The sequence below is a fragment of the uncultured Alteromonas sp. genome, from assembly GCF_963976965.1.
Classification (GTDB): domain Bacteria; phylum Pseudomonadota; class Gammaproteobacteria; order Enterobacterales; family Alteromonadaceae; genus Alteromonas; species Alteromonas naphthalenivorans.
The window spans coordinates 17593-40160 of sequence record NZ_CAXBMP010000031.1; the positions used below are offsets into that span (position 1 = coordinate 17593).

The following is a 22568-nucleotide window of genomic DNA, read 5'->3' on the forward strand; positions in this document are numbered from 1 at the left end:
AACATGTCTTCCGGTGAATCTGTATTTAGTACCCCTTCAGAAGCGTCTCTTTTAGACAAGGTTTGTAGGCGCACATTTTTAAAGTGTTTAGAGAAACTTCCACATGGTTCACTTACCATTATGGAAAATGGCAGCACAATTGCTTCAATGGGTAACCCCAATGACGATTTACACGCTACGATTAATTTCAAAGACGTAAAGGCGTATCGCCAGTTATTATTGGGCGGTAGCGTGGGTGCAGGTGAAGCCTATATGGATGGCCTGTGGGAAAGCGATAATGTAACGGCAGTTGTACAAATATTTGCGCGTAACCTATCTACCCTTGATGCTTGGGAAAACAAGTTCAAGTGGATTTCCATGCCGATTCTGAAAATTCAGCACTTTGCCCGCCGTAATACTCAAGATCAAGCCAAGAAAAACATTGAAGCCCATTACGATTTGGGTAATAAACTTTACACTCGTTTTCTTGATAACACCATGATGTATTCATCGGCTATTTATCCTGATGTGAATGCCAGTTTAGAAGAAGCGCAAAATCACAAACTTAAAACAATTTGTGACAAGCTTCAGTTAACCGAAAGTGACCATCTTTTAGAAATAGGCACTGGCTGGGGTGGTTTAGCGGTATATGCAGCCAAGCATTGTGGTTGTAAAGTGACCACCACAACTATCTCTGAAGAACAGTATGCGTGGGCAGAGCAGTGGATTGAGCGCGCACAAGTGTCTGATAAAGTCACCTTGTTGAAAAAAGATTATCGCCTGCTAGAAGGTAAGTACGACAAGCTGGTTTCAATTGAAATGATTGAAGCTGTAGGAAAAGATTACTTAGGTAACTTTTTTGAGAAGTGTTCATCGCTGCTTAAAGACGATGGGCTAATGTTGCTACAATCCATCACCATTGATGATAGACGTTACGAAAGTTACGCCAGCAGTGTGGACTTCATTCAAAAATACATTTTCCCTGGTGGATTCCTTCCCTCACAGTATCAGTTAAACGCTCATTTAAAGCGCTATAGCGACATGATGATTAGAGACCTGCATGATATCGGATTAGATTACGCTCAAACCCTTAATCATTGGTACGAAGCCTTTATTAGCGCCAAAGAAGCATTACTCAACGATGGTTATGATGAACGTTTTATGCGTATGTGGATTTACTATTTAAAATACTGTGAAGGCGGTTTTTTAGAAAGAACCATTAGTACGGTGCAATTGGTAATATCTAAGCCACATCACAGGGAGGCACTGCAACGTTAGTTGCCTATAAAAAACAACGTTAGTTGACTATAAAAACCCACGTTAATTGCCTATAAAAGACAACTTCAAACTAAAAGGGCGAATCATTGATTCGCCCTTTTTGATTTTGTATTTTGCTTAGCAACCTATTCATCAACCACTGATATAGGTTGAGAAGTCATTGGTTTACCTTGATTGATATTAATCTCTACCCGTCTGTTCCGTGCTCTATCCGCCGGTGTTGTTGCATCTTCCACCATGGGGTCGGTATCGGCCTTGCCGACTACAGACATTCTGCTTTCATCGAACCCCGGCGCTGTTCGCATGGCTTCAGCTACGGCTACGGCACGCTGAGACGATAAATCCCAATTAGAACGATAGAGTTCATTAGCAATGTGTTGTCCGTCACTATGCCCTGAGATTTCTATTTCCCCTGGAACGTCTGCTAATAACACACCAATTTTGCGTAAAATAGGCTGAAATTGAGGTTGTAAAAATGCAGAACCGGCAGAAAATGAACCGTTCTCTCTAATGCGAATAGTCAACTGCTGACCTAAAGATTCCAATTCTACTGCGCCATCGAGAATTTGCTTTTGTAACTGCTGCGCTACTTTTTTCATTAACTCAGCAGTTTGTGTTTGATCTGAACTTTGCGACTCTGAGGACGACTGATCGGTGGCGGTTTGTTGTGACTGCCCCCCTCGCTGCTCACCCCTTTGCTTCTGCCTACCGCCGGATGAATCTTCGTCACCCGCTTGGAACTCTAGCATCTGCTGAGTCATTTCGATTGTTTGTTGCTGAATAGTGTCGATGGGCGACGGATCTGGACGACCAGGCCTAAACTCCATCGCAATAACACTCGTCCCTTTTGGGATGTCTTTCACTTCAATTTTGTTTTGCACACCAAAGGCAAACTTCATTGAGCCGGCGATTTGCTTGAACTTCAGTACATCCATTTCTGAAAATGAGAGCAAGAGTACAAAGAAGCACATGAGCAACGACATCAAATCAGCAAAGGTCCCCATCCATGCAGGAAGCCCTTCGGGAGGACATTTTGGGCACTCTTCTTCAGCCATTATTCGTCCTCAGCGCCCGTACCGCGTTTACTTGCCGCCAGATAATTTTTCAATATACCTTCGATAACACGCGGGTTTTGCCCATCGGCAATCCCTACAATGCCATCGAGCACTAACATTTGGTTAAGCTTTTCTTCTTGTGCGCGGTTTCCGAGCTTTACCGCCATGGGTAGGCAAATAATGTTGGCAAGAAATGCACCATACAAGGTGGTTAATAGTGCTACCGCCATTGCTGGCCCAATTGATTTAGGATCATCCATGTTAGAAAGCATGGCCACCAGACCAATCAGAGTTCCAATCATTCCCATTGCTGGTGCGATATCACCCATGCCTTTAAAAATGGTGGCACCAAACTCGTGTCGCTCGGTGGTCATAGAGATATCTTTCGCTAAGGTTTCTCTGACCACTTCTATGTCGTGACCATCAACTAACATGTCTACGCCTTTTTGCATAAACGGATTGTCTATTTCAGCTTCTTCTAATGCAAGAAAACCGCCTTTACGCGCTGCATCTGCCATCTCAACAATTTTTTCAATAAGATCTTCAGGCGTATCAATTTTGAACATGAATGCTTTGCCTGCAATTTTACCTGCACCAAAGAACTGCCCTAAAGTGTATTGGGATAAAATAACGAAAAGGGTGCCACCAAATACGATCAAGATAGACGGTACGTTGATGAACATGGCAATACTGCCACCCATAACCATGGCCATTACTACAAAGCCGATGGCGCCCAACATACCTATGACGGTTGCTAAATCCACTCACTCTTCCTCATTTTTTGCAGACGCTGCATACTATTACTCGTATTCTATCGGCATTGTATAGAATTTCTATAACAAGATTATCGCAAATTGCCTTAATTATTGTATACATAATGAGGTTAGTCGAACTTTAGGCGGTAGTTTTTAATACAAAGAGTTGCTTCACAAAACGTTATCATAGATAGCTGCAATAGGGCATATATTGACAAACCATTTGACCCTTTGGCTACCCTCAGTTAATGTGCGCGTAATCCAAAAAACGCCTAAAAATGAGTGCGATTGTGACGAAAGTGACGAAAAAGACAAATTCTCCCTCGTTTGAGGAAACCCTTACCGAATTAGATGCAATCGTTAATGAGATGGAAAACGGTGAGTTGCCATTAAACGTTGCACTAGAAAAATTCGAGCGAGGCATAGCCCTTTCCCGCGAAGGTCAGAAATCGTTAGAGCAAGCCGAGCAAAAAGTTAAAATTTTGCTTAATGAGCAAGGCGAAAGCGCATTACACCCTCTTCCTGAAGACGAGCAACCTTAAGCCTCGTGTCGCAACAAACAGGTATAGTATGAATTTCACTGCATTGCATCAGCAAGTTAAGCAGCAGACCGATACGTCGTTAAATACGCTTATTGATGACCTTCCCCACGACGCGCCGCGGCTTAAAGAAGCAATGCGTCACGCGTTGTTGGTGGGAGGAAAGCGTATGCGACCTTTACTGGTTCAAGTTATCGGCAACACCCTGGATGTGCCTAAAGGCGATCAAATGGCTATTAGTATGGCCATTGAGTGTGTGCATGCTTACTCGCTTGTACATGATGACTTGCCAGCCATGGACGATGACGATTTGCGTCGCGGCCAGCCGACTTGTCATATTGCATTCGATGAAGCCACCGCAATATTAGCCGGTGATGCATTGCAAGCGCTTGCTTTTAGCACGTTGGCAGATGCGCCTTTAAGTGATTTCGCAACCAATAAACGTGGCGAGTTACTTTCTGTGTTAGCCCGCGCCGCTGGCTATCGCGGTATGTGTGGCGGGCAAGCAATCGATTTAACCAGCACGGGTGAAGAAATAAGCCTTGAGCAGCTTAAGCGACTGCACAATTTGAAAACCGGCGCCCTACTTCGTGCATGTGTTGAAATGGTATCTATTGTTTCTCAAGACCTTGATAGCAACAGTAAAGCAGACTTATTAGCTTATGCCGACGATATTGGTCTTGCATTTCAAGTCCAAGATGACATTCTTGACGTAGAAGGTAATAGTGAGCAATTAGGAAAGCCAGCAGGCTCTGACATTGCTTTGGGTAAGAATACCTTTCCTGCCAAACTTGGCATTGAAGGTGCAAAACGAGAACTTGATAAGCTGCATCAGAATGCCCTTCAAGCCTTGGCTCGTTTACCCTACAATACAGACAGTTTAATTGCGTTTAGCGAACTATTGGTAAAACGAGACCATTAGTTCTGCAACCATGTTGAAAAAGATAATAAATAATGAGTTTAGACCTCCAACATTACCCCACGCTTGCTATTGCGCAAACGCCGGATAAGTTAAGACAGTTACCGCAAGAGAAATTGCGTGAGTTGTCAGATGAATTACGAGAATATTTACTAAATAGTGTAAGCCAAACCAGTGGACATTTTGCGTCGGGCTTAGGCACGGTCGAGCTTACTGTGGCCTTACATTATATTTATAACACGCCTATCGACAGATTGATTTGGGATGTGGGTCATCAGGCCTACCCCCATAAAATTCTTACGGGTCGCGCTAAGCAAATGTCGACGATTCGACAAAAAGACGGCTTACACCCCTTCCCTTGGCCTCCTGAGAGCGACTACGACACTTTTGCTGTAGGCCATTCGTCTACGTCTATCAGTGCTGCACTTGGCATGGCGGTTGCCGCCGAGCAAGAAGGCAAAAACCGTAAAGTGGTTGCCGTAATTGGTGATGGTGCGATTACCGCGGGCATGGCATTTGAAGCGATGAACCATGCTGGTGACATCAATAAAGATATGGTTGTGGTGTTAAACGACAACGAAATGTCTATTTCTGAAAACGTAGGTGCGCTTAATAGTCACCTAGCTCGCTTATTAACGGGTAATGTTTTCAACTCTATTCGCGATGGCTCTAAAAAACTATTAAGCAATGTACCGCCTATCAAAGAATTCGCTAGTCGCGCAGAAGAGCACCTTAAAGGTATGGTAGTGCCCGGCACAATCTTTGAAGAGCTTGGCTTTAATTACATAGGCCCTATTGATGGCCATGATGTAGATGCCGTTGTAGATACCTTGCGTAATATGCGCAAATTTAAAGGTCCGCAACTGCTTCACGTGGTCACTAAGAAAGGTAAAGGGTACGCCCTTGCTGAAAAAGACCCGATTAAATTCCACGCGGTGCCTAAATTTAACCCTGCCGATAACGCGTTGCCAAAAGCGAAGCCTTCAGCGCCAACTTTTTCTGCTATTTTTGGCGATTGGTTGTGCGATATAGCAGCGCAAGATCCTAAATTGATGGCGGTAACGCCTGCCATGCGTGAAGGTTCAGGCATGGTCGCGTTTTCGCAGCAATACCCTGATCAGTATTTCGATGTAGCCATTGCAGAACAACATGCGGTTACCTTTGCTGCGGGCTTAGCCAAAGACGGGTGTAACCCAGTAGTTGCGATTTATTCGACCTTTTTACAGCGTGCCTACGATCAGCTTATTCACGATGTGGCGTTGCAAGACTTGCCTGTTTTATTTGCCGTTGACCGAGCCGGTATTGTGGGGGCTGATGGCCCCACCCACCAAGGTGCGTTTGATATTGCCTTTTTACGCTGCATACCAAATATGATTGTGATGGCACCATCTGATGAAAATGAATGCAGACAAATGCTTTATACAGGTCATAAAGCACAAAAACCTGCGGCGGTACGCTACCCTCGCGGTGCTGGAATGGGCATTACCCCTGACACCGCAATGACCGAGTTACCTATTGGTAAATCGAAGGTTAGCCGCGCTATTACCGGCAAGCCATCGAAAAAAGCAGCCATATTGAATTTCGGCACACTCTTACCTAATGCATTGGCAGCTGCCGAAGCTATTGATGCTACGGTTATTGATATGCGCTTTGTTAAGCCGCTCGACGGCCAGGCTATTGAGAAAGCGGCGGCAGAACACGATTTGCTTATTACCTTAGAAGATGGCTGTATAGCCGGCGGAGCAGGCTCTGGTGTGCTTGAGTACTTGCAACAGCAAGGTATTATGAAACCTGTTCGTACATTAGGGCTTCCAGACAGCTTTGTTTTACAAGGTACGCAACAGGAAATGTACAAAGAGCATGGACTAGATATCGAAGGTATTACCTCCACACTTAGAAGCTTACTGAGCTAGCTGTTTGCTTTCACTCTCGCTCAATAGCCTTTAAAAACAAAAAGCCCGCAGTTGCGGGCTTTTTAATATGTACAAATTTTGCGTATTATTGCACGAACTTATCTTCGTCCAATTTAAAACAAGGTGGTAAATGCCGGCCACATCATCATCATAATATGTAAACACGCACACGCCATAGCCCCAGCCACTATATCATCAAGCATAATGCCTGTACCGCCGTGTAAGCGCTTATCGATAGGCCCTATTGGCCAAGGTTTTAAAATATCGAATATGCGAAACAGCACAAATCCTGCTAGCAAAGACGGTGCAGTAATAGGTACAAATAAGAAGGTAATAAACATACCTGCCACTTCGTCCCACACAATAGAACCGTGATCATGCACCTGCATATCATCAGCGGTTTTTCCGCACAGATAAATACCAAAAATTGAGGCGAAAACAGTGAAAGCGATAAATACCATCACAGGCATGTTGGCCGACAATATAAGTAGTGGTATTGCTACCGCAGAACCAAAGGTTCCAGGCATAAACGGGATAAGTCCGCTACCAAACCCAAGCGCTAAAAAGTGCACTGGATTTTTCATGCTAATTCTAGCGCGATATTCTTTTTGCATAAAATGCTCTATTAGCTTCTAGAAAGTATGTTCGTAGCCATTTTCATTGGTTGGTGTAAACGGCTGATTGTCTTTTAGCAAAGACAACTGACCCGCTTGCCCAGTAAGCTGACCAATGCAAGTTGCTTTCACACTACTACCGCCCATCGAGGTTTCAAAGTTACCTCGCTGTTCTTCACCTACGGTAAAGATGAGCTCATAGTCGTCGCCTGCTGACAGTGCATATTCGATCGCTTGGGCATTATCTACGGCACTGGTTAACGCTCTCGATAAAGGAAGCTTATCAACATGTACGTTTGCACCACAGCCTGATGCTTTCAAAATGTGGCCTAAATCAGAGATTAAGCCATCAGACACATCAATACACGATGAAGCAATACGACGAAGTGCCGTACCCATTGCTACTCGAGGCGTAGGGTAATAATGACGATTAATAAGCACATCTCGCGCTTCACCGGCCACGTTAAGTTTATTTTGCAGAATATCCAAGCCAGCACCAGCATCGCCTAAGGTGCCTGTAACATAAACCCAATCACCGGGTTTTGCATTACTGCGGGTCAGTTCGGAACCGGGTGGTATAAACCCTTGCGCCGTAATGGTCATGGCCATCGGGCCCTTAACGGTATCGCCACCAATTAACTGCACAGAATAGTACTGCGTAAGCTCGTACAAACCATCTACGAACTCGCTAAGCCATTCATCATTCACTGTTGGCAACGACAGCGATAAGCTGATCCAAGCAGGTTCAGCGCCCATGGCGGCTAAATCGCTCAAATTCACCGCTACGGTTTTATACGCAACCGATTTTGCTGGCGCATCTTCTAAGAAGTGCACACCTGCAACCAAAGTATCTGTGGTAACGGCTAATTGTTGATTACTAGGAACGTTAGTTACGGCACAATCATCACCGATACCAATAACTACGTCTTTACGAGTGTGGCCGCCATCAGAGAAGTAACGGCCGATAAGATCAAATTCTTTCACGATAGTCTATTAAACCCTTGTGACATCCAATGCCACTGTACAAGGTTAATCGCGTTCGTCTTTACGCAACGAGCGAACCGCTTTATCAAGCGCACCATTAATGAATTTATGACTTTCTTCGGCCCCGAAAGACTTCGCAAGTTCAATCGCTTCATTAATAATTACGCGATAAGGCACATCCTTACGCTCTGTAAGTTCCAGTGTCGCAATGCGTAAAATAGCCTTTTCGATTGCATCTAGTTCTTCAGGCAAACGGCCCAGGTACGGCTTAATAGTCGTATCTAAGTGGCTAGCGCTGTGCGCCACACCGCGAAGCAGTGCCTGAAAATAAGCCATATCAACTTTCTTCATATCGTTACTGGTCGCAAGCGCCAGTTCAATTTGTTGAATATCGTTATGACTCATTTGCCATGAATAGATGCCTTGAAGGGCAAGTTCACGGGCTTTACGACGAGCTGAAACTTTCACTTAATTTTTTACCTTAAAGCTTTTCAACAGCATCGATAACGTTAACCATCTCAAGCGCACCTAAGGCTGCTTCAGCGCCTTTGTTGCCTGCTTTGGTTCCAGAACGTTCGATAGCCTGTTCAATAGAATCTGTAGTGATAACGCCAAAAGATACCGGTACACCGTATTCTAGCGATACTTGCGCTAGGCCTTTGTTACATTCGCCTGCAACAAAGTCAAAATGAGGTGTGCCGCCACGAATTACCGCACCTAGTGCAATAATGGCGTCAAAAGATTTTTTCTCAGCAAGTTTCTTAGCAACAATAGGCAACTCATAAGCACCTGGAACACGAACCACTGTGATATCGTCTTCATTCACTTCGCCGTGACGGTCTAATGTGTCTAATGCGCCTTCCAATAAGCTCTCAACAACAAAGCTATTAAAGCGTGCAACAACAATAGCAATCTTCTTACCGGTCGCTCTGATATTACCTTCAACTACTTGCATGATTTCATTCCTCGAGAAAAACGGCGCGAAGTATACCACAACTACGCCCAAACTAAATCGATTGTTTCTTTTACTCTGCTACTTAGTTCATTAGCCGCAGCCAAGTGATAAGGAGGGGGAGTGCCTGCCGTAAACCCTCCACCGCATGGATGCGGTGGCGGAGCGTACATGGATGTATTCACCGCGTGTTTGCGGCAGGCGCTCCCCCTCCTTTATAAACCGCTCAGTCGTGAACGTACTCAACCACTTCTAGGCCGTAACCTGACAGCGCATGATACTTAATAGGTTTACTTAGCAGGCGCATTTTTTGTACGCCAATAGAGGCTAAAATTTGGCTACCCACACCAATAGTACGTGACGAGCCTTGCCAATCAGCACCCGTTGGACGTTCGCCTCTATCTTCTGCGGCAAAGCGACGAACTTGCTGTTCAATTTGCTCATCTTTACCAAGCAATACCAGAACACCGCCTTCATCAGAAATTTTTTGCATTCCTTCAGATAACGTTAGTGAGCGATGAATACCTCGGGTAGAGCCCAACAAGTCACTGAAAGTGTTATGCAGGTGCACGCGAACCAGTGTTGGGTTTTCAGCGCTAACTTCCCCTTTCTTTAAAGCAAAGTGTAGCTGATTATCAATACTGTCTTTAAAAGTATGAAGCTCGAAATCACCATACTCTGTGGGTAGGTTGCACTGAGCAACCTTTTCGATGGTGGTTTCGTTTAAATTTCTGTACTCGATTAAATCGGCTATGGTGCCAATTTTAAGGTCATGTTTCTCGGCAAATTTCTCAAGCTCTGGACGACGTGCCATTGAGCCATCTTCATTTAGGATTTCAACGATAACACCCGCGGGTTCGAGCCCTGCTAAACGAGGTAAATCCACGCCCGCTTCAGTGTGGCCTGCGCGGTTTAATACCCCACCTTCTTTTGCAATTAGTGGAAAGATATGGCCTGGCTGCACAATGTCAGTCGCCTTTGCTTCTTTCGCGACCGCAGCTTTGATAGTTACTGCGCGATCGGCGGCTGATATACCTGTAGTTACGCCCGTTGCCGCTTCAATCGACACCGTAAAGTTGGTAGAAAACTGCGCTTCGTTCTTATCCACCATTAACGGTAAATTAAGACGACGACAACGCGCCTCTGTCATAGGAAGGCAAACTAAACCTCTGGCGTGCGTTACCATAAAGTTAATGGCTTCTGGCGTGACATGCTCTGCTGCCATAATAAGATCGCCTTCGTTTTCACGATCTTCATCATCCATCAAGATAACCATTTTACCTTGACGAATGTCTTCAATAATTTCTTTCGAGGTGTTAAATGCCATAGTTTTTATACTTCTTGTAGGGTTACTTTCTCAAAAATCCGTTCTCAGCCAAAAACGCCATATCAATGTCTTTTGATATCGGTGACGCTGCTTTATCACCCATCATTAAGCGTTCAAGGTAACGTGCTATTACATCTACTTCTAAATTTACAGCGGTGCCTACTTCGTAATGTCCCATCACCGTTTCTTTCAGCGTATGAGGAATTATCCAAAGCATAAACTCAGCACCGTTGACTTCATTCACTGTAAGGCTCACACCATCAACAGTGATGCTGCCCTTATGAGCAATGTACTTGGCTAAAGATGTAGGTGCTTTTACCCAAAATTCAACATAGTCGGTGTGTTTTATAATTTTACTGATCTCGCCCACGCCATCGACGTGACCTGAAACAATGTGTCCGCCCAGTCTGTCAGTGGGTCGCATTGCCTTTTCAAGGTTCACAGTAGAGCCCGTGCCGTAATGGGCAAACCCGGTAAGTTTTATGGTTTCAGCCGATACATCAGCGCAATAATAATCGCTACCCATATCAGTTACGGTAAGGCATACCCCGTTGGTAGCAATACTATCACCAAGCGCTACATCGGCCATATCCAGTGTAGTTGATGAAACCGTTAACCGTATGTCACTACCTCGGTTATCGAGTTTGGTAATCTTGCCTAAAGCTTGAATAATTCCAGTAAACATAATGTTCCTATAAGGCTATTGAGGCGTGTTAAGGGTGTTAAGAAGGTAACGAAGCTTAATATCGTTACCTATTTGTCGACTTTCAATCAGCGACAATTCAATAGCTTGATTCAATTCGGTAAAGGTGGGTAAAGATACCATACTCACCCCTTTGTCTCCCAATAGCTTAGGTGCTTGATAACAGATGAGTTCATCTACTTCACCAGCTATCAGTAAGGCGCCAGCTAAACCCGGTCCTGCCTCTACCCACACTTCATTAAACTGCATGTCGCCTAACTGCAGCATCAATTTACTGATATCCACTTTACCGTTCATCGCATCAACGGTTAGGTGTTGGCGGTTGTCAGTATCGGCGCTATTTTGGGTAGATACCACGAAGGTGGGATGACCATCGTTCATGCACCTGTAGTCTCTTGAAAGATCATCGGCACTATTCACAATTATCCGCACTGGCTGGCGAATAGCCTCCAATGGGTAATGTGCAAACTTCGCTTCGTCTGGTCTGACTAATAGACTAGGATTATCGGCTTTTACCGTTCCCGATCCTGTTAACACCGCGCAGCTTTGTGCACGGTAATGCTGTACATCTCGTCTAGCTTCTGGCCCAGTTATCCATTGACTATTACCATTTTGAAGCGCAATTTTTCCATCCACACTTATGCCTAATTTCACTCGCACATAAGGTTTGCCAGTTAACATGCGCTTGATAAAGCCTGGGTTCAAAGCGGCAGATTCTGCCGACATAATATCGGATGACACCTCAATGCCCGCATCTTGTAACATGCGAATACCATTACCGCTGACATTGGGGTTAGGATCAGTCATGGCAATAACTACTCGCGAGACTTGTGCTTTTATCAGTGCTTCTGCGCAGGGGGGCGTTCGTCCATAATGACTACATGGCTCTAGTGTCACATAGGCTGTAGCGCCTTTTGCTTTTTTCCCTGCTTCACGAAGGGCATGAATTTCTGCGTGAGGGGTGCCGGCTTGGACATGAAAGCCTTGGCCAATAGAGTCATTGTTATTATTAACAATGACACAACCAACACGGGGATTAGGAGAAGTTGTAAATTGGCCTTTTTGCGCCAATCGAATGGCTTTGGCCATCCAATAATAGTCAATTTCAACGGCCTTACCCGGCAAGTCACTGGAAGAGCTACTATTGTGGTCTTTGCCTACGTCGGTATTTGAGCCGCTATTTATATGAGCATGGGTAGTATTAATTGACACTGCAAATCCCGTGGTTAATCCCCTAGTCTGGCTATTTCCTCACCAAACTCTCGGATATCTTCAAAGGAACGATAAACAGATGCAAACCGCACATAAGCGACCTTATCTAGCTCTTTTAGCGCTTTCATGATTAGGTTGCCTAACAGTTCACTCCCCACTTCTCGTTCGCCGGTTGCCCGAAGCTCTGACTTAAGTGACAAGATACACTGCTCAACTTTTTCTGTACTCACTGGGCGTTTTTCTAGCGCGCGCTGTAAGCCTGCACGAAGCTTATCTTCGTTGAAAGGCTCTCGTGAACCATCACGTTTAATAACACGCGGCATTACGAGTTCGGCACTTTCGAAGGTCGTAAAACGTTCATGACACATTGCGCATTCACGACGCCGGCGCACCTGATGCCCCTCTGCCACTAGGCGAGAGTCAATCACTTTTGTTTCTTGTGCTGAACAAAAGGGGCAAAACATGAGCGATCCTTAACTTACTATTTACTACGCGTTAGCCTGTGTTTGTAGAGACTAACGCGTGGTAACTTTTCTTATCTAGGTTGCTTACGCGTAAACAGGGAACTGTTCACAAAGTGCAACCACTTCACTTTTAACACGGTCAATAACGCTGTCATCACCCATATTATCTAGCACATCACAAATCCATGTAGCGACTTGTTTGGCTTGTTCTTCTTTAAAGCCACGACGAGTAATAGCTGGGCTACCGATACGCAATCCACTTGTAACAAACGGTGAGCGAGGATCGTTAGGAACCGAGTTCTTGTTAACGGTAATGTTAGCCGCACCAAGGGCAGCATCAGCATCTTTACCCGTAATATCTTTATCGATAAGATCTAACAGGAACAAATGGTTTTCAGTACCATTAGATACAATTTTGTATCCGCGTTCTTGCATTACCGCCACCATCGCTTTTGCGTTCGCAACAACCTGTGTTTGGTATTCTTTAAAATCTGGCTGAAGTGCTTCTTTAAACGCTACTGCTTTTGCTGCAATAACATGGCACAAAGGACCACCTTGGTTGCCCGGGAATACTGAGCTTTGAAGCTTTTTATAAATCGCTTCGTCACCACAGGCAGACAAAATTAGTCCACTTCGTGGGCCCGCTAAGGTTTTATGTGTGGTTGTAGTGACTACGTGTGCGTGCGGCAGAGGATTTGGGTAAACACCCGCTGCAATCAAACCTGCTACGTGCGCCATATCAACTAACAAGAAAGCGCCAACACTATCGGCGATTTCACGGAATTTTGCCCAATCAACAACACCTGAGTAAGCTGAGAAACCACCAATAATCATTTTTGGTTTATGTTCTTCTGCTAACGCAGCAACCTGTTCGTAATCGATTTCACCGGTTTCGTGGTTCAAACCATACTGAACGGCATTGTAGGTTTTGCCCGAAAAGTTCACATGAGAACCATGAGTAAGGTGACCACCTTCAGAAAGGCTCATACCAAGCACAGTATCGCCAGCATCAAGCAATGCCATAAATACCGCTGAGTTAGCTTGTGAACCTGAGTGAGGCTGCACGTTAGCGTAATCTGCACCGAAAAGCTCTTTTGCACGGTCGATAGCAAGTTGCTCAACCACATCTACGTGCTCACAACCGCCGTAATAACGCTTGCCAGGATAGCCTTCAGCATACTTGTTAGTAAGTTGAGAGCCCTGTGCTTCCATAACCCGCGGGCTACAGTAGTTTTCAGAGGCGATAAGTTCGATATGCTGTTCCTGACGGACAACCTCTTTAGCCATTGCATCGGCTAGTTCTGGATCAAAGTCAGCGATATTCATTTCGCGAGGTAACATGAGGGCTCCTTAACGGCGTTAATTTATGGCTTGTTCGTGGCTTATTCTAGTCATTTTCAAGGGCTTGTATACCGCTTTATGACCAATTTAATTTAAATGGCGCAGGTTTAACGAATTCCCTGCGCTGTGACGTGATCAGACCTGTTTTTCTAGCGCCTTCACGCGGTCATATAAACTGCCAATTTTTTGCAGTCTTATGGTATTTCGCTTCCATTCTCGGTTAGACGTGGCTGGCTGACCTGAAGAATAAACCCCTGGTTCCGTGATATCTTGAACAATCATGGAGTAGCCGGTTATTTGCACTTTGTCGCAAATAGAAATATGGCCGTTTACGCCAACACCACCGCCGATAACAACGTACTTTCCTATATGGCAACTGCCCGCAATACCGGTTGCACCGCAAATACACGAATGATCGCCAATAATGCAGTTGTGACCTATTTGTACTTGGTTATCAATAATCACATTTTTACCTAGCACAGTATCTTCCATGGCACCGCGGTCGATAGTACTACTTGCACCAATTTGACTGTCGTCGCCAATTTGTACAGACCCCGTTTGCGGAATAGGAAGCCATACGCCTTTATCATTCGCGTAACCAAAGCCTGCAGCACCGATAACCGTTTGGCTATGTACTGCTACACGTTTTCCTAAAACAACATCGTGGTAAATAGTAACGTTAGGGTGAATTACACAACCTTCCCCTATTTGCGTACCTCTACGAATAACCGTATTCGCACCAATAGTTACCCTATCGCCTATCACCACGTTATCTTCAATAATCACATTGTGACCTAACGACACATCACTACCAATATTTGCCGACGACGCAATAACGGCGGTGTCGGCAATACCACTTGCTACTACGGGTGTGGTATCAAATAGCTGGGCAATGCGTGCAAACGCTGCATGAGGATTGTCTACCACAAGCGCTGGGCACGGGGCCGTGTCTTTCAAACTGCTGTGTAGAATAACCGCACCGGCAGAGGTATCGCTTAACTGTGATTTATATTTCGGATTAGTAAGAAATGAGATTTGATGGCTGGCAGCGCCTGCCAGCGTTCCTACCGCAGAGATAACGACACTGCCGTCTCCCTCTACAACACCGCCTACATGGCTGGCAAGTTCCGATAGGCTGTAAGGGCGTTTGTTCATTGCAGTCATACAGTGAATACCTATTTTTTCATTAAAGCGTATGCTAGCGAAGTTTACCTCAATTTGTTAAAGGTGACCGCCGTATTATTCGTACTTTTCGCCTTCTTTTTACTTCAATTGAACAAAATACCATCAAGCATGAGGTTGTATGGCGGTTCACACTGGCACAGACTATCCTGTTACGAGTACAATGATGCTTTATTTTCTGGCAAGGACACAGCATGGCTCAATACGTTTACAGTATGCATCGCGTGGGGAAAATTGTTCCACCGAATCGTCAAATTCTTAAAAATATCTCTCTTAGTTTTTTCCCTGGTGCCAAAATTGGCGTATTGGGTTTAAATGGATCTGGTAAATCTACGCTGCTTCGCATTATGGCCGGACTAGACACCGAAATTGAAGGTGAAGCACGCCCTCAACCAGGTCTTAAAATAGGTTATCTACCTCAGGAGCCTCAACTAGACGAATCAAAAGATGTACGCGGAAACGTGGAAGAAGCGTTAGCCGACGTTAAACACGCGCTAACTCGCTTAGACGAAGTGTATGCTGCTTACGCAGAAGCTGATGCCGATTTCGACGCCCTTGCAAAAGAGCAAGGTGAACTTGAAGCGATTATTCAGTCGAAAGACGGACATAACTTAGAGAATACCTTAAACCGTGCTGCCGAAGCGCTTCGTCTTCCAGCATGGGATGCAGACGTTAGCAAGTTATCAGGTGGTGAGCGCCGCCGTGTTGCCTTATGTCGCTTGTTACTCGAAAAGCCAGAAATGCTTCTTCTCGACGAGCCAACCAACCACTTGGATGCTGAATCGGTTGCTTGGTTAGAACGCTTCCTTCACGATTATGAAGGCACAGTGGTAGCGATTACCCATGATAGATACTTCCTAGATAATGTTGCAGGCTGGATATTAGAACTAGACCGTGGTGAAGGTATTCCATGGGAAGGTAACTATTCCTCTTGGTTGGAACAAAAAGATCAGCGTTTACAGCAAGAAGAACGCAGCGAAAATGCACGCCAAAAGAGTATTAGACAAGAACTCGAATGGGTTCGCTCTAATCCAAAAGGTCGCCACGCAAAAAGCAAAGCGCGTATGGCTCGCTTTGAGGAGATGTCTACGGGCGATTACCAAAAACGTAACGAGACTAACGAACTCTTCATTCCACCTGGTGAGCGTTTAGGTGACAAGGTTATTGAAGTTGAACACCTCAATAAGTCCTACGGTGAACGTGTACTTATTGATGACTTGTCGTTTAAAGTTCCTAAAGGGGCTATTGTAGGTATTGTCGGGCCAAACGGTGCGGGTAAATCTACCCTATTTAGAATGCTTACCGGTGCAGAGCAACCGGATTCAGGCGATATCAGCCTAGGGGATTCTGTAAAGATTTCCAGCGTTGAGCAGTTCCGTGACCACATGAATGAAAACACCACGGTGTTTAAAGAAATTTCGGAAGAACAAGATATCATTCGTATTGGTAACTTCGAAATCAATAGCCGCGCGTATTGCAGCCGCTTTAACTTTAAAGGCAACGATCAGCAAAAATTCATAAAAGACTTATCGGGTGGTGAACGAAATCGTGTGCATTTAGCCAAGCTATTAAAAGCAGGCGGTAACGTACTGTTACTCGATGAACCAACTAATGACTTGGATGTTGAAACCTTACGAGCACTCGAGAATGCGTTATTGGAATTCCCGGGCTGCGCCATGGTTATTTCCCATGACAGATGGTTCCTAGATAGAGTGGCAACCCACATCATGGATTACCGCGACGAAGGTAACATTAATTTCTTTGAGGGTAACTACTCTGATTACGAAACCTGGCTTAAAGCTGAATTCGGTCAAGATGCGGTTGAACCTCACAGACTTAAATACAAGCGCATGACCAAATAGCGTTACAAAACGGGCTTATATAAGCCCGTTTTTTTGTGCCGTAAAGACTTGCTTTACACTCCTACACTTATTGCTAGTTGCCATGTGTACTAACATCACTAATACTGAGTGAATGAAAGATTTTCAAGCTTGAGGAAGTTATGTCAGACAAACGCTTATTTACACGTATTCCATTGGCCGTAAAAGGAACACTTGCCCATCATAATAAGCGCATTGATGTCATTATTATTGATGTCTCTCTTCAAGGCGTAAAATTAAGCGCAAACGAAGATGCACTTAACGAATTACCTTTCGACAGTCATGACCCTTACACGGCCACATTCAGAGCGAATGAAGACAGCCCGGTTATCACCCTGCATATAGAGCAACTGTATCGGCAGAATGATAACCGCAAAGATTCGGTTTCTTTGGGCTGCAAAGTTTCTCAAATGGATGTAGACAGCATAAGCGCACTTAGGCGCTTAATACTGCTTAACAGCCAAGAGGCTGATTTAAATGAAAAGGAATTAAACGCGTTAATTGAAGCGGTTTATTCTAACGCGTCTAACGCGTCGCTAAGTTGAGAGACTGGAATAACTTTCATACCATTTATTGCCTGTTTAGGCGCATTCGCCTTTGGCACAATCGCACGTTTGAAGCCATGTTTAGCGGCTTCAATAATGCGCTCAGTGCCATTGGGAACAGGCCTGATTTCTCCGGCTAGCCCCACTTCTCCAAATACAATGAGATCTTTGGGCAACGAACGATTTCGAAAACTCGATACCATTGCTAACAGTAACGCTAAGTCAGCACTGGTTTCGCTCACTTTCACGCCGCCTACCACATTCACGAAGACGTCTTGGTCGTTCATTTGCACATTACCGTGACGATGCAATACTGCTAGCAACATCGACAATCGGTTTTGGTCAAGCCCCACCGCAATTCGCCTTGGGTTAGACATTTGTGAGTAGTCCACCAAAGCCTGTATTTCTACCAATAGTGGCCGCGTGCCTTCCCAAATGACCATCACGCTCGACCCAGGGGTTTCATTTTCGCCACGGCTTAGAAAAATAGCCGAAGGATTGTTCACCTCTTTTAGGCCTTTTTCTGTCATCGCAAATACGCCTAATTCATTTACAGCGCCGAAACGATTTTTATGGCTACGCAACGTACGGTAGCGCCCATCACTCTCCCCTTCCAGCATCATTGAACTGTCAATACAGTGAACTACTATAAAGAGTAAAAAATGTATGTATGAGTGAGTGATTAAGTGACAGACCTCAATTCTAATGGGTTCTCAGCATAATAAAGATGGAGAAATTCACATACAAATTCTAACATACAAAATTAGAGGTTTAAAAATGGGACAGAGAAATTAGTACTGCACATACAAATTTTTGCAATCGATTAAGTATTCTCATTGTCTATTTGTGACAACTAAATATAGATTGCACGTAGATGTTACTTATTATTAATAGTTCAGTTTAAGTAGCAGGTGTTGTGAATTAACGATTTTCTTGAGATCATGCTTATTCTTATTCGGCAATTTATTTAGCGGCTTGGTCAAGAGATAAAGATCAAATTGAAGCGCAGTTTGCGTGCTTTATTTATCGCTTCTCCCGCCGTGCTCCCTAAGCTTCAATTAGAAATTAGCCTAGCGAAAAAATATAACAAACTGAGAGCCTTTTGATGCCAACTAAAACTTCGTTTATGTGCAGTGAGTGCGGAGATACTTTCGCAAGGTGGTCTGGCCAATGCCCATCTTGCAAGGAATGGAACACACTTGTAGAGTTTAAAGAGAGTAAAATTAAAAAAACAGCCAATGTAAGTAAACGATCTGGTGGTTATGCAGGCTCGACCTCTGCAAGCGCGAAAATTGATGATGTGCAATCACAAAAATACAAACGGATAATAACCGGAATCGGTGAGTTCGATAGAGTAACAGGTGGCGGAGTTACGATTGGCTCAGTAAATTTACTATCTGGCGACCCTGGTGCAGGAAAAACTACGTTGTTAACCAAGGTAACAGGAGAGATATCCAAACAAATGCCTTGTTTATACGTCACTGCAGAGGAAGCGAGCGCAGCCTTTAAAGAGCGCTTAAAAAGTCGCCTTAAAGTAGAGTATAATAATGATAACTTTTCATTGATGTCTGAATTTGATGTGGATGAAATCATCGCTGAAGCACAACGATTGAAAGTAAAATTTTTAGTAATTGATTCAATTCAAGCTTTACAATGTGACTCCTATACAGGCACCGCAGGGAACGTTTCTCAAGTAAAGGGATGCGCCCAGGATTTAAATCGCTTTGCTAAATCGCATGACATTACAATGATTGTCGTCAGTCATGTTACCAAGAATAGCGAGACGGCAGGGCCAGCCCAACTTAAGCACATTGTTGATTCCGTTTTGCACATAGAAACTAACGATGGCAGTGTGCGTACCATTCGCCCTTCCAAAAACCGCTTCGGAGATGTGGATACAATCGCACTGTTCAACATGACAGAGACGGGTATGCAATCAATGGATAACCCATCAAAAATATTTCTATCCAGTTTAATAGAAAACGCGGCTGGGTCTGCCGTATGCTGTGTGCGGGATGGAAATAGAAACTTGCTATTAGAGCTTCAGTCTTTGGTAACAGACAGTGAAAACGAGTTCACTCAACGAGTATGCGTTGGTGTTAACAGTAATCGTTTGAAAATGATTACTGCCATTTTAAAAAAACACGGAAAACAAGGGCTCCGGCACGATATTTATATTAGTTTAGTTGGTGGATTGAAACTAGCCGAGACAGACACCTCGGCAGATGTCGCTTTAGCGGCATCCTTAGTCAGTTCACTTAACGACAAGCCTCTGCCAAAAGATATGTTGTGGCTAGGAGAAATGAGTTTAAGTGGTGAAGTAAGGCCCGTCAATGGGGGAGTTCAAAGGGCGCAAGAGGCAATTAAACATGGTTTTAAACATATCGTAATACCTCAAGCTAATTACCATCCCAAAATGGAAAGTGACGGCGTCAAGATTACTAAAGTAAGATCTATTTTAGATGTGGTTAATTTGGTGCTTAATTTTAGTTAATAGCTGACATTGAGGTTTACGGTAAAAGAACAGGCCGAGCTCTGTCAAAAATGAATTCGTCAGCCACTTGATGATTTAATGTGAACGCAATAAACAGATATAAAATTATTATTAAACTTGCGGTTTAACACAACTTTTGCACTATTGCAGCTCTACGTCAGTTTAAATGTAAAATAGTCCGTCTAACTTGATTACATACCATTCTGTTTTATCAGAAATATCTAGTCATAAGTTTAAATGGGCTGAATGTAGAATCCGCGGATTATAACTTAAGTTTGCCGACTTTAATCATTACAATGATACTTCTATTGAACCGCAGTGGGCCTTGACTGTAATGCGGGAAGGGAAACAACAATTGTGTACAACTCAAACTCTGAGCTTTTGTTTATCAATCTTTCTTACTTACGTGCATTGTTGTTAGATAAAGATAACGTAATTTTACCAATGGTATAAGGCTGAATCATCGCGTTTCGCTTTGCAGCGAATTATAATACGTAGCTAATTCAGGGCTCGCATCTTTACAAAGCGCAACGACTGCATCTAACCATATAAAATATTCGCGAATTCTATTATCATCCCAATGCTGCGGAATGGCTGCTGCGTTAGAGCAAATGTCAGCAAGTTTAACTAATTTGATTGACCTGGGAGCGTTTTTCAATTTTTTAAGTATATGTATTCGACGCTGTTCAAGCGTTAATGATTTATCATCCGTTAGCGCAGCAACAAGTCGGGTAATTCGGCTACCAAATTCTTGTAAGAGGACATTCTTATTAACGTCTGTATCTTCAATCACATCATGAAGAATACCGACAATTAGGATATCTTCATCATAAACATTAGCTAGATTTAGCAGTAGATATTGCACATCAATTAAATGGTTAACGTAAGGACTATTATCGCTTTTTCTTCGCTGGGAACTATGTGCAATCGCAGCAATTTGATGTGCCTTGATTAACCGAGGTGATATAATCTTCCTCGCCGAAATATTCTCTACAATACTTGCGATTTCGTTATCAACATTGATAGCCGTAGTAGAGTATTTATCATATTCAAGTTCGCATTCATCTTGCTCCCCCTCATCATAATATCTGCCAATACAAGCGAACTCTCGCAAGGTTTTACTATTCAGGTTACTTAAATCAAGTGTGCTATGCAGATAACTATTAACCGCTGTTGGTAACTCTCTGATATCAGCATTGCCCTGCACTGAGGGAAAAAAACGGTAAAACGACAATGCTCTATGTGAGTAAAAAACGTTTTCTGCTATTAACGTTTTCATACTTTCATTCATAAACCATCCACCATTGAAGCTGTATTTATGACCAGTATAGGGTTTAAGGTTTAATCTGTATATAGATTGATATACATGAATCTTGGTACACGAAAGCCATATTAATTGACGTAGAATACTACAACTAAATCTCATTCAGCGAAAATTGAACATATTCAAAATTATGGAATTTTCTAAACAAACTTTCTTTAAAAATCTAGAGTAGTTGCTACTCACCTCCATTACTATTCTAACTGAGTTGATTTAGTAAACTGTGGTCTAAGCGCTTGAATACTTTATGTTCTAAAGATTTTTTTTTAAAAAAGTACACCCTCAGTTATAGTGTACGTAAGATATAAGTTCGTTATACGAGCTAGTAATAATTTCAAAAAACGTAGGAGACAACGCAAGTGAAAATAATTGATGATGTAATTTCAAGGATTGAGGAACTAGATCGCTCTAGTTCAGGTGTGTTTTTAGCACATGCGTTGGCATCAGCATGCCACGATCATTATAAAGTCAGTCTGCTCGATGCATCAGTTAAGCTGGATCAGACTAGCATGAGATTAGTTAGTAACTTAATGTTAATGGTACATGAGCCCGATTTTAGTAATGCAGATCAGAGCAACGCAATGGCTTACTTAAGAGAAAATGGATATTTAGATTAAGATGTTTGAAGCAACTTTTTTTATGTTTTTAGTATAGATCAAGTAGGGATCAATATGGGCGACATGGTCGACTCCAGACAAGGAGCAGACGATCAGGTTTCTTAAATCTAACTGCTGCTTTGTGCCAATTGCAGTCATTGGGCACCTTTGATTGTTACTTCGGCTATACGCCCAAAGCGGACTAAACAAATTAATGAATCGAACGGCAAAAATACTGACTGACACGACGGACGGCTTCGAGCGATCACCAGCTATTCCGCAGAGCAGAACTTAGACGTCTATACACTTATTTTGCTATTATTGCGGTATCAATGTGAATGCATGCATGTTGTACAAATGAAAATTTTCGAAGAAAGGTTAGTTGAAACTGTCGTTGACCGTGTCTGTGACGTATGCAAGGTTAGTTTCTAGCACCTGAACTTTGAGTAAACTGGCCAAGAACCGAGTTTGTAGCTTGGCACTGAGAGTATTGCTTCAAACACTTACGGTCAAGT

At 43.7% G+C, this 22568-nt stretch carries 21 protein-coding genes and 1 pseudogene; 8 read left to right on the forward strand and 14 right to left on the reverse strand.

Annotated features, from left to right (window positions below):
• The first annotated feature begins 3 nt into the window (after positions 1 to 3).
• Entirely contained in the window at positions 4 to 1257 is a 1254-nt protein-coding gene (locus AAC006_RS17860) for a cyclopropane-fatty-acyl-phospholipid synthase family protein (RefSeq protein ID WP_013783374.1), read from the forward strand.
• 125 nt (positions 1258 to 1382) lie between these two features.
• On the opposite strand, the gene AAC006_RS17865 is transcribed toward AAC006_RS17860, so the two are convergent.
• Both AAC006_RS17865 and pomA read right to left on the reverse strand, forming a co-directional pair.
• A complete protein-coding gene (locus AAC006_RS17865; protein ID WP_013783373.1) occupies positions 1383 to 2312 on the reverse strand; it encodes a flagellar motor protein MotB in 930 nt (309 codons plus the stop codon).
• Positions 2312 to 3076 (reverse strand): flagellar motor protein PomA, encoded by a 765-nt coding sequence (pomA, locus tag AAC006_RS17870; RefSeq protein WP_013783372.1) that lies wholly within the window; start codon positions 3074 to 3076, stop codon positions 2312 to 2314. Before pomA ends, AAC006_RS17865 begins: the two co-directional genes overlap by 1 nt.
• Before the next feature lie 290 nt (positions 3077 to 3366).
• On the opposite strand from pomA, the gene xseB reads away from it, so the two are divergent.
• Genes xseB through dxs form a run of 3 tightly spaced genes read left to right on the forward strand, consistent with a single transcriptional unit; the run spans position 3367 to position 6438 of the window.
• Positions 3367 to 3609, forward strand: a complete 243-nt coding sequence (gene xseB / locus AAC006_RS17875) for an exodeoxyribonuclease VII small subunit (RefSeq protein WP_083820182.1) — start codon at positions 3367 to 3369, stop codon at positions 3607 to 3609.
• A 28-nt stretch (positions 3610 to 3637) separates the two neighbouring features.
• Entirely contained in the window at positions 3638 to 4528 is an 891-nt protein-coding gene (gene ispA, locus AAC006_RS17880) for a (2E,6E)-farnesyl diphosphate synthase (protein ID WP_013783370.1), read from the forward strand.
• A 32-nt stretch (positions 4529 to 4560) separates the two neighbouring features.
• Positions 4561 to 6438, forward strand: a complete 1878-nt coding sequence (gene dxs / locus AAC006_RS17885; protein ID WP_013783369.1) for a 1-deoxy-D-xylulose-5-phosphate synthase — start codon at positions 4561 to 4563, stop codon at positions 6436 to 6438.
• Positions 6439 to 6551: 113 nt separating this feature from the next.
• On the opposite strand, the gene AAC006_RS17890 is transcribed toward dxs, so the two are convergent.
• From AAC006_RS17890 to lpxD, 10 genes are all read right to left on the reverse strand, one after another.
• Positions 6552 to 7052: a phosphatidylglycerophosphatase A gene (locus tag AAC006_RS17890; protein ID WP_013783368.1), complete on the reverse strand. Its 501-nt coding sequence runs from the start codon at positions 7050 to 7052 to the stop codon at positions 6552 to 6554.
• A gap of 18 nt (positions 7053 to 7070) precedes the next feature.
• On the reverse strand, positions 7071 to 8036 hold the full coding sequence (gene thiL, locus AAC006_RS17895; protein ID WP_013783367.1) for a thiamine-phosphate kinase: 966 nt from the start codon (positions 8034 to 8036) through the stop codon (positions 7071 to 7073).
• Between the two features lie 45 nt (positions 8037 to 8081).
• On the reverse strand, positions 8082 to 8504 hold the full coding sequence (gene nusB, locus AAC006_RS17900) for a transcription antitermination factor NusB (RefSeq protein WP_013783366.1): 423 nt from the start codon (positions 8502 to 8504) through the stop codon (positions 8082 to 8084).
• Between the two features lie 13 nt (positions 8505 to 8517).
• The gene (gene ribE, locus AAC006_RS17905; RefSeq protein ID WP_013783365.1) at positions 8518 to 8991 is read right to left on the reverse strand and encodes a 6,7-dimethyl-8-ribityllumazine synthase; all 474 of its coding nucleotides are present in this window, start codon (positions 8989 to 8991) and stop codon (positions 8518 to 8520) included.
• Positions 8992 to 9214: 223 nt separating this feature from the next.
• Positions 9215 to 10315 carry a bifunctional 3,4-dihydroxy-2-butanone-4-phosphate synthase/GTP cyclohydrolase II gene (gene ribBA, locus AAC006_RS17910; protein ID WP_126873461.1) on the reverse strand — a complete coding sequence of 367 codons (1101 nt, stop codon included), beginning with the start codon at positions 10313 to 10315 and terminating at the stop codon, positions 9215 to 9217.
• A gap of 22 nt (positions 10316 to 10337) precedes the next feature.
• Positions 10338 to 11000, reverse strand: coding sequence for a riboflavin synthase (locus tag AAC006_RS17915; protein ID WP_013783363.1), 663 nt, complete (start codon positions 10998 to 11000; stop codon positions 10338 to 10340).
• 15 nt (positions 11001 to 11015) lie between these two features.
• A complete protein-coding gene (gene ribD, locus AAC006_RS17920) occupies positions 11016 to 12143 on the reverse strand; it encodes a bifunctional diaminohydroxyphosphoribosylaminopyrimidine deaminase/5-amino-6-(5-phosphoribosylamino)uracil reductase RibD (protein WP_338455991.1) in 1128 nt (375 codons plus the stop codon).
• Between the two features lie 101 nt (positions 12144 to 12244).
• The gene (gene nrdR, locus AAC006_RS17925) at positions 12245 to 12694 is read right to left on the reverse strand and encodes a transcriptional regulator NrdR (RefSeq protein ID WP_013783361.1); all 450 of its coding nucleotides are present in this window, start codon (positions 12692 to 12694) and stop codon (positions 12245 to 12247) included.
• Between the two features lie 84 nt (positions 12695 to 12778).
• A complete protein-coding gene (glyA, locus tag AAC006_RS17930) occupies positions 12779 to 14035 on the reverse strand; it encodes a serine hydroxymethyltransferase (protein WP_013783360.1) in 1257 nt (418 codons plus the stop codon).
• Positions 14036 to 14170: 135 nt separating this feature from the next.
• On the reverse strand, positions 14171 to 15199 hold the full coding sequence (gene lpxD / locus AAC006_RS17935; RefSeq protein ID WP_013783359.1) for a UDP-3-O-(3-hydroxymyristoyl)glucosamine N-acyltransferase: 1029 nt from the start codon (positions 15197 to 15199) through the stop codon (positions 14171 to 14173).
• 212 nt (positions 15200 to 15411) lie between these two features.
• Here lpxD and ettA point away from each other — a divergent pair, with 212 nt between their 5' ends.
• Together ettA and AAC006_RS17945 are read left to right on the forward strand one after the other, a co-directional pair.
• On the forward strand, positions 15412 to 17079 hold the full coding sequence (gene ettA / locus AAC006_RS17940; protein WP_339892064.1) for an energy-dependent translational throttle protein EttA: 1668 nt from the start codon (positions 15412 to 15414) through the stop codon (positions 17077 to 17079).
• A gap of 140 nt (positions 17080 to 17219) precedes the next feature.
• A complete protein-coding gene (locus tag AAC006_RS17945) occupies positions 17220 to 17642 on the forward strand; it encodes a PilZ domain-containing protein (RefSeq protein WP_013783357.1) in 423 nt (140 codons plus the stop codon).
• Here the strand turns inward: AAC006_RS17945 and AAC006_RS17950 are convergent.
• Positions 17609 to 18292: pseudogene (locus tag AAC006_RS17950) on the reverse strand (magnesium chelatase domain-containing protein); the annotation flags it as partial. The gene AAC006_RS17945 and the pseudogene AAC006_RS17950 overlap by 34 nt on opposite strands.
• Positions 18293 to 18747: 455 nt before the next feature.
• Here AAC006_RS17950 and radA point away from each other — a divergent pair.
• Positions 18748 to 20136, forward strand: a complete 1389-nt coding sequence (gene radA, locus AAC006_RS17955) for a DNA repair protein RadA (RefSeq protein ID WP_338456666.1) — start codon at positions 18748 to 18750, stop codon at positions 20134 to 20136.
• Between the two features lie 460 nt (positions 20137 to 20596).
• Here radA and AAC006_RS17960 read toward each other — a convergent pair whose 3' ends face one another.
• Positions 20597 to 21427, reverse strand: a complete 831-nt coding sequence (locus tag AAC006_RS17960) for an HD domain-containing protein (RefSeq protein ID WP_338456667.1) — start codon at positions 21425 to 21427, stop codon at positions 20597 to 20599.
• Positions 21428 to 21816: 389 nt separating this feature from the next.
• Between AAC006_RS17960 and AAC006_RS17965 the strand changes: the two genes are divergently transcribed.
• A complete protein-coding gene (locus AAC006_RS17965; protein WP_338456668.1) occupies positions 21817 to 22074 on the forward strand; it encodes a hypothetical protein in 258 nt (85 codons plus the stop codon).
• The last annotated feature ends 494 nt before the right edge of the window (positions 22075 to 22568 follow it).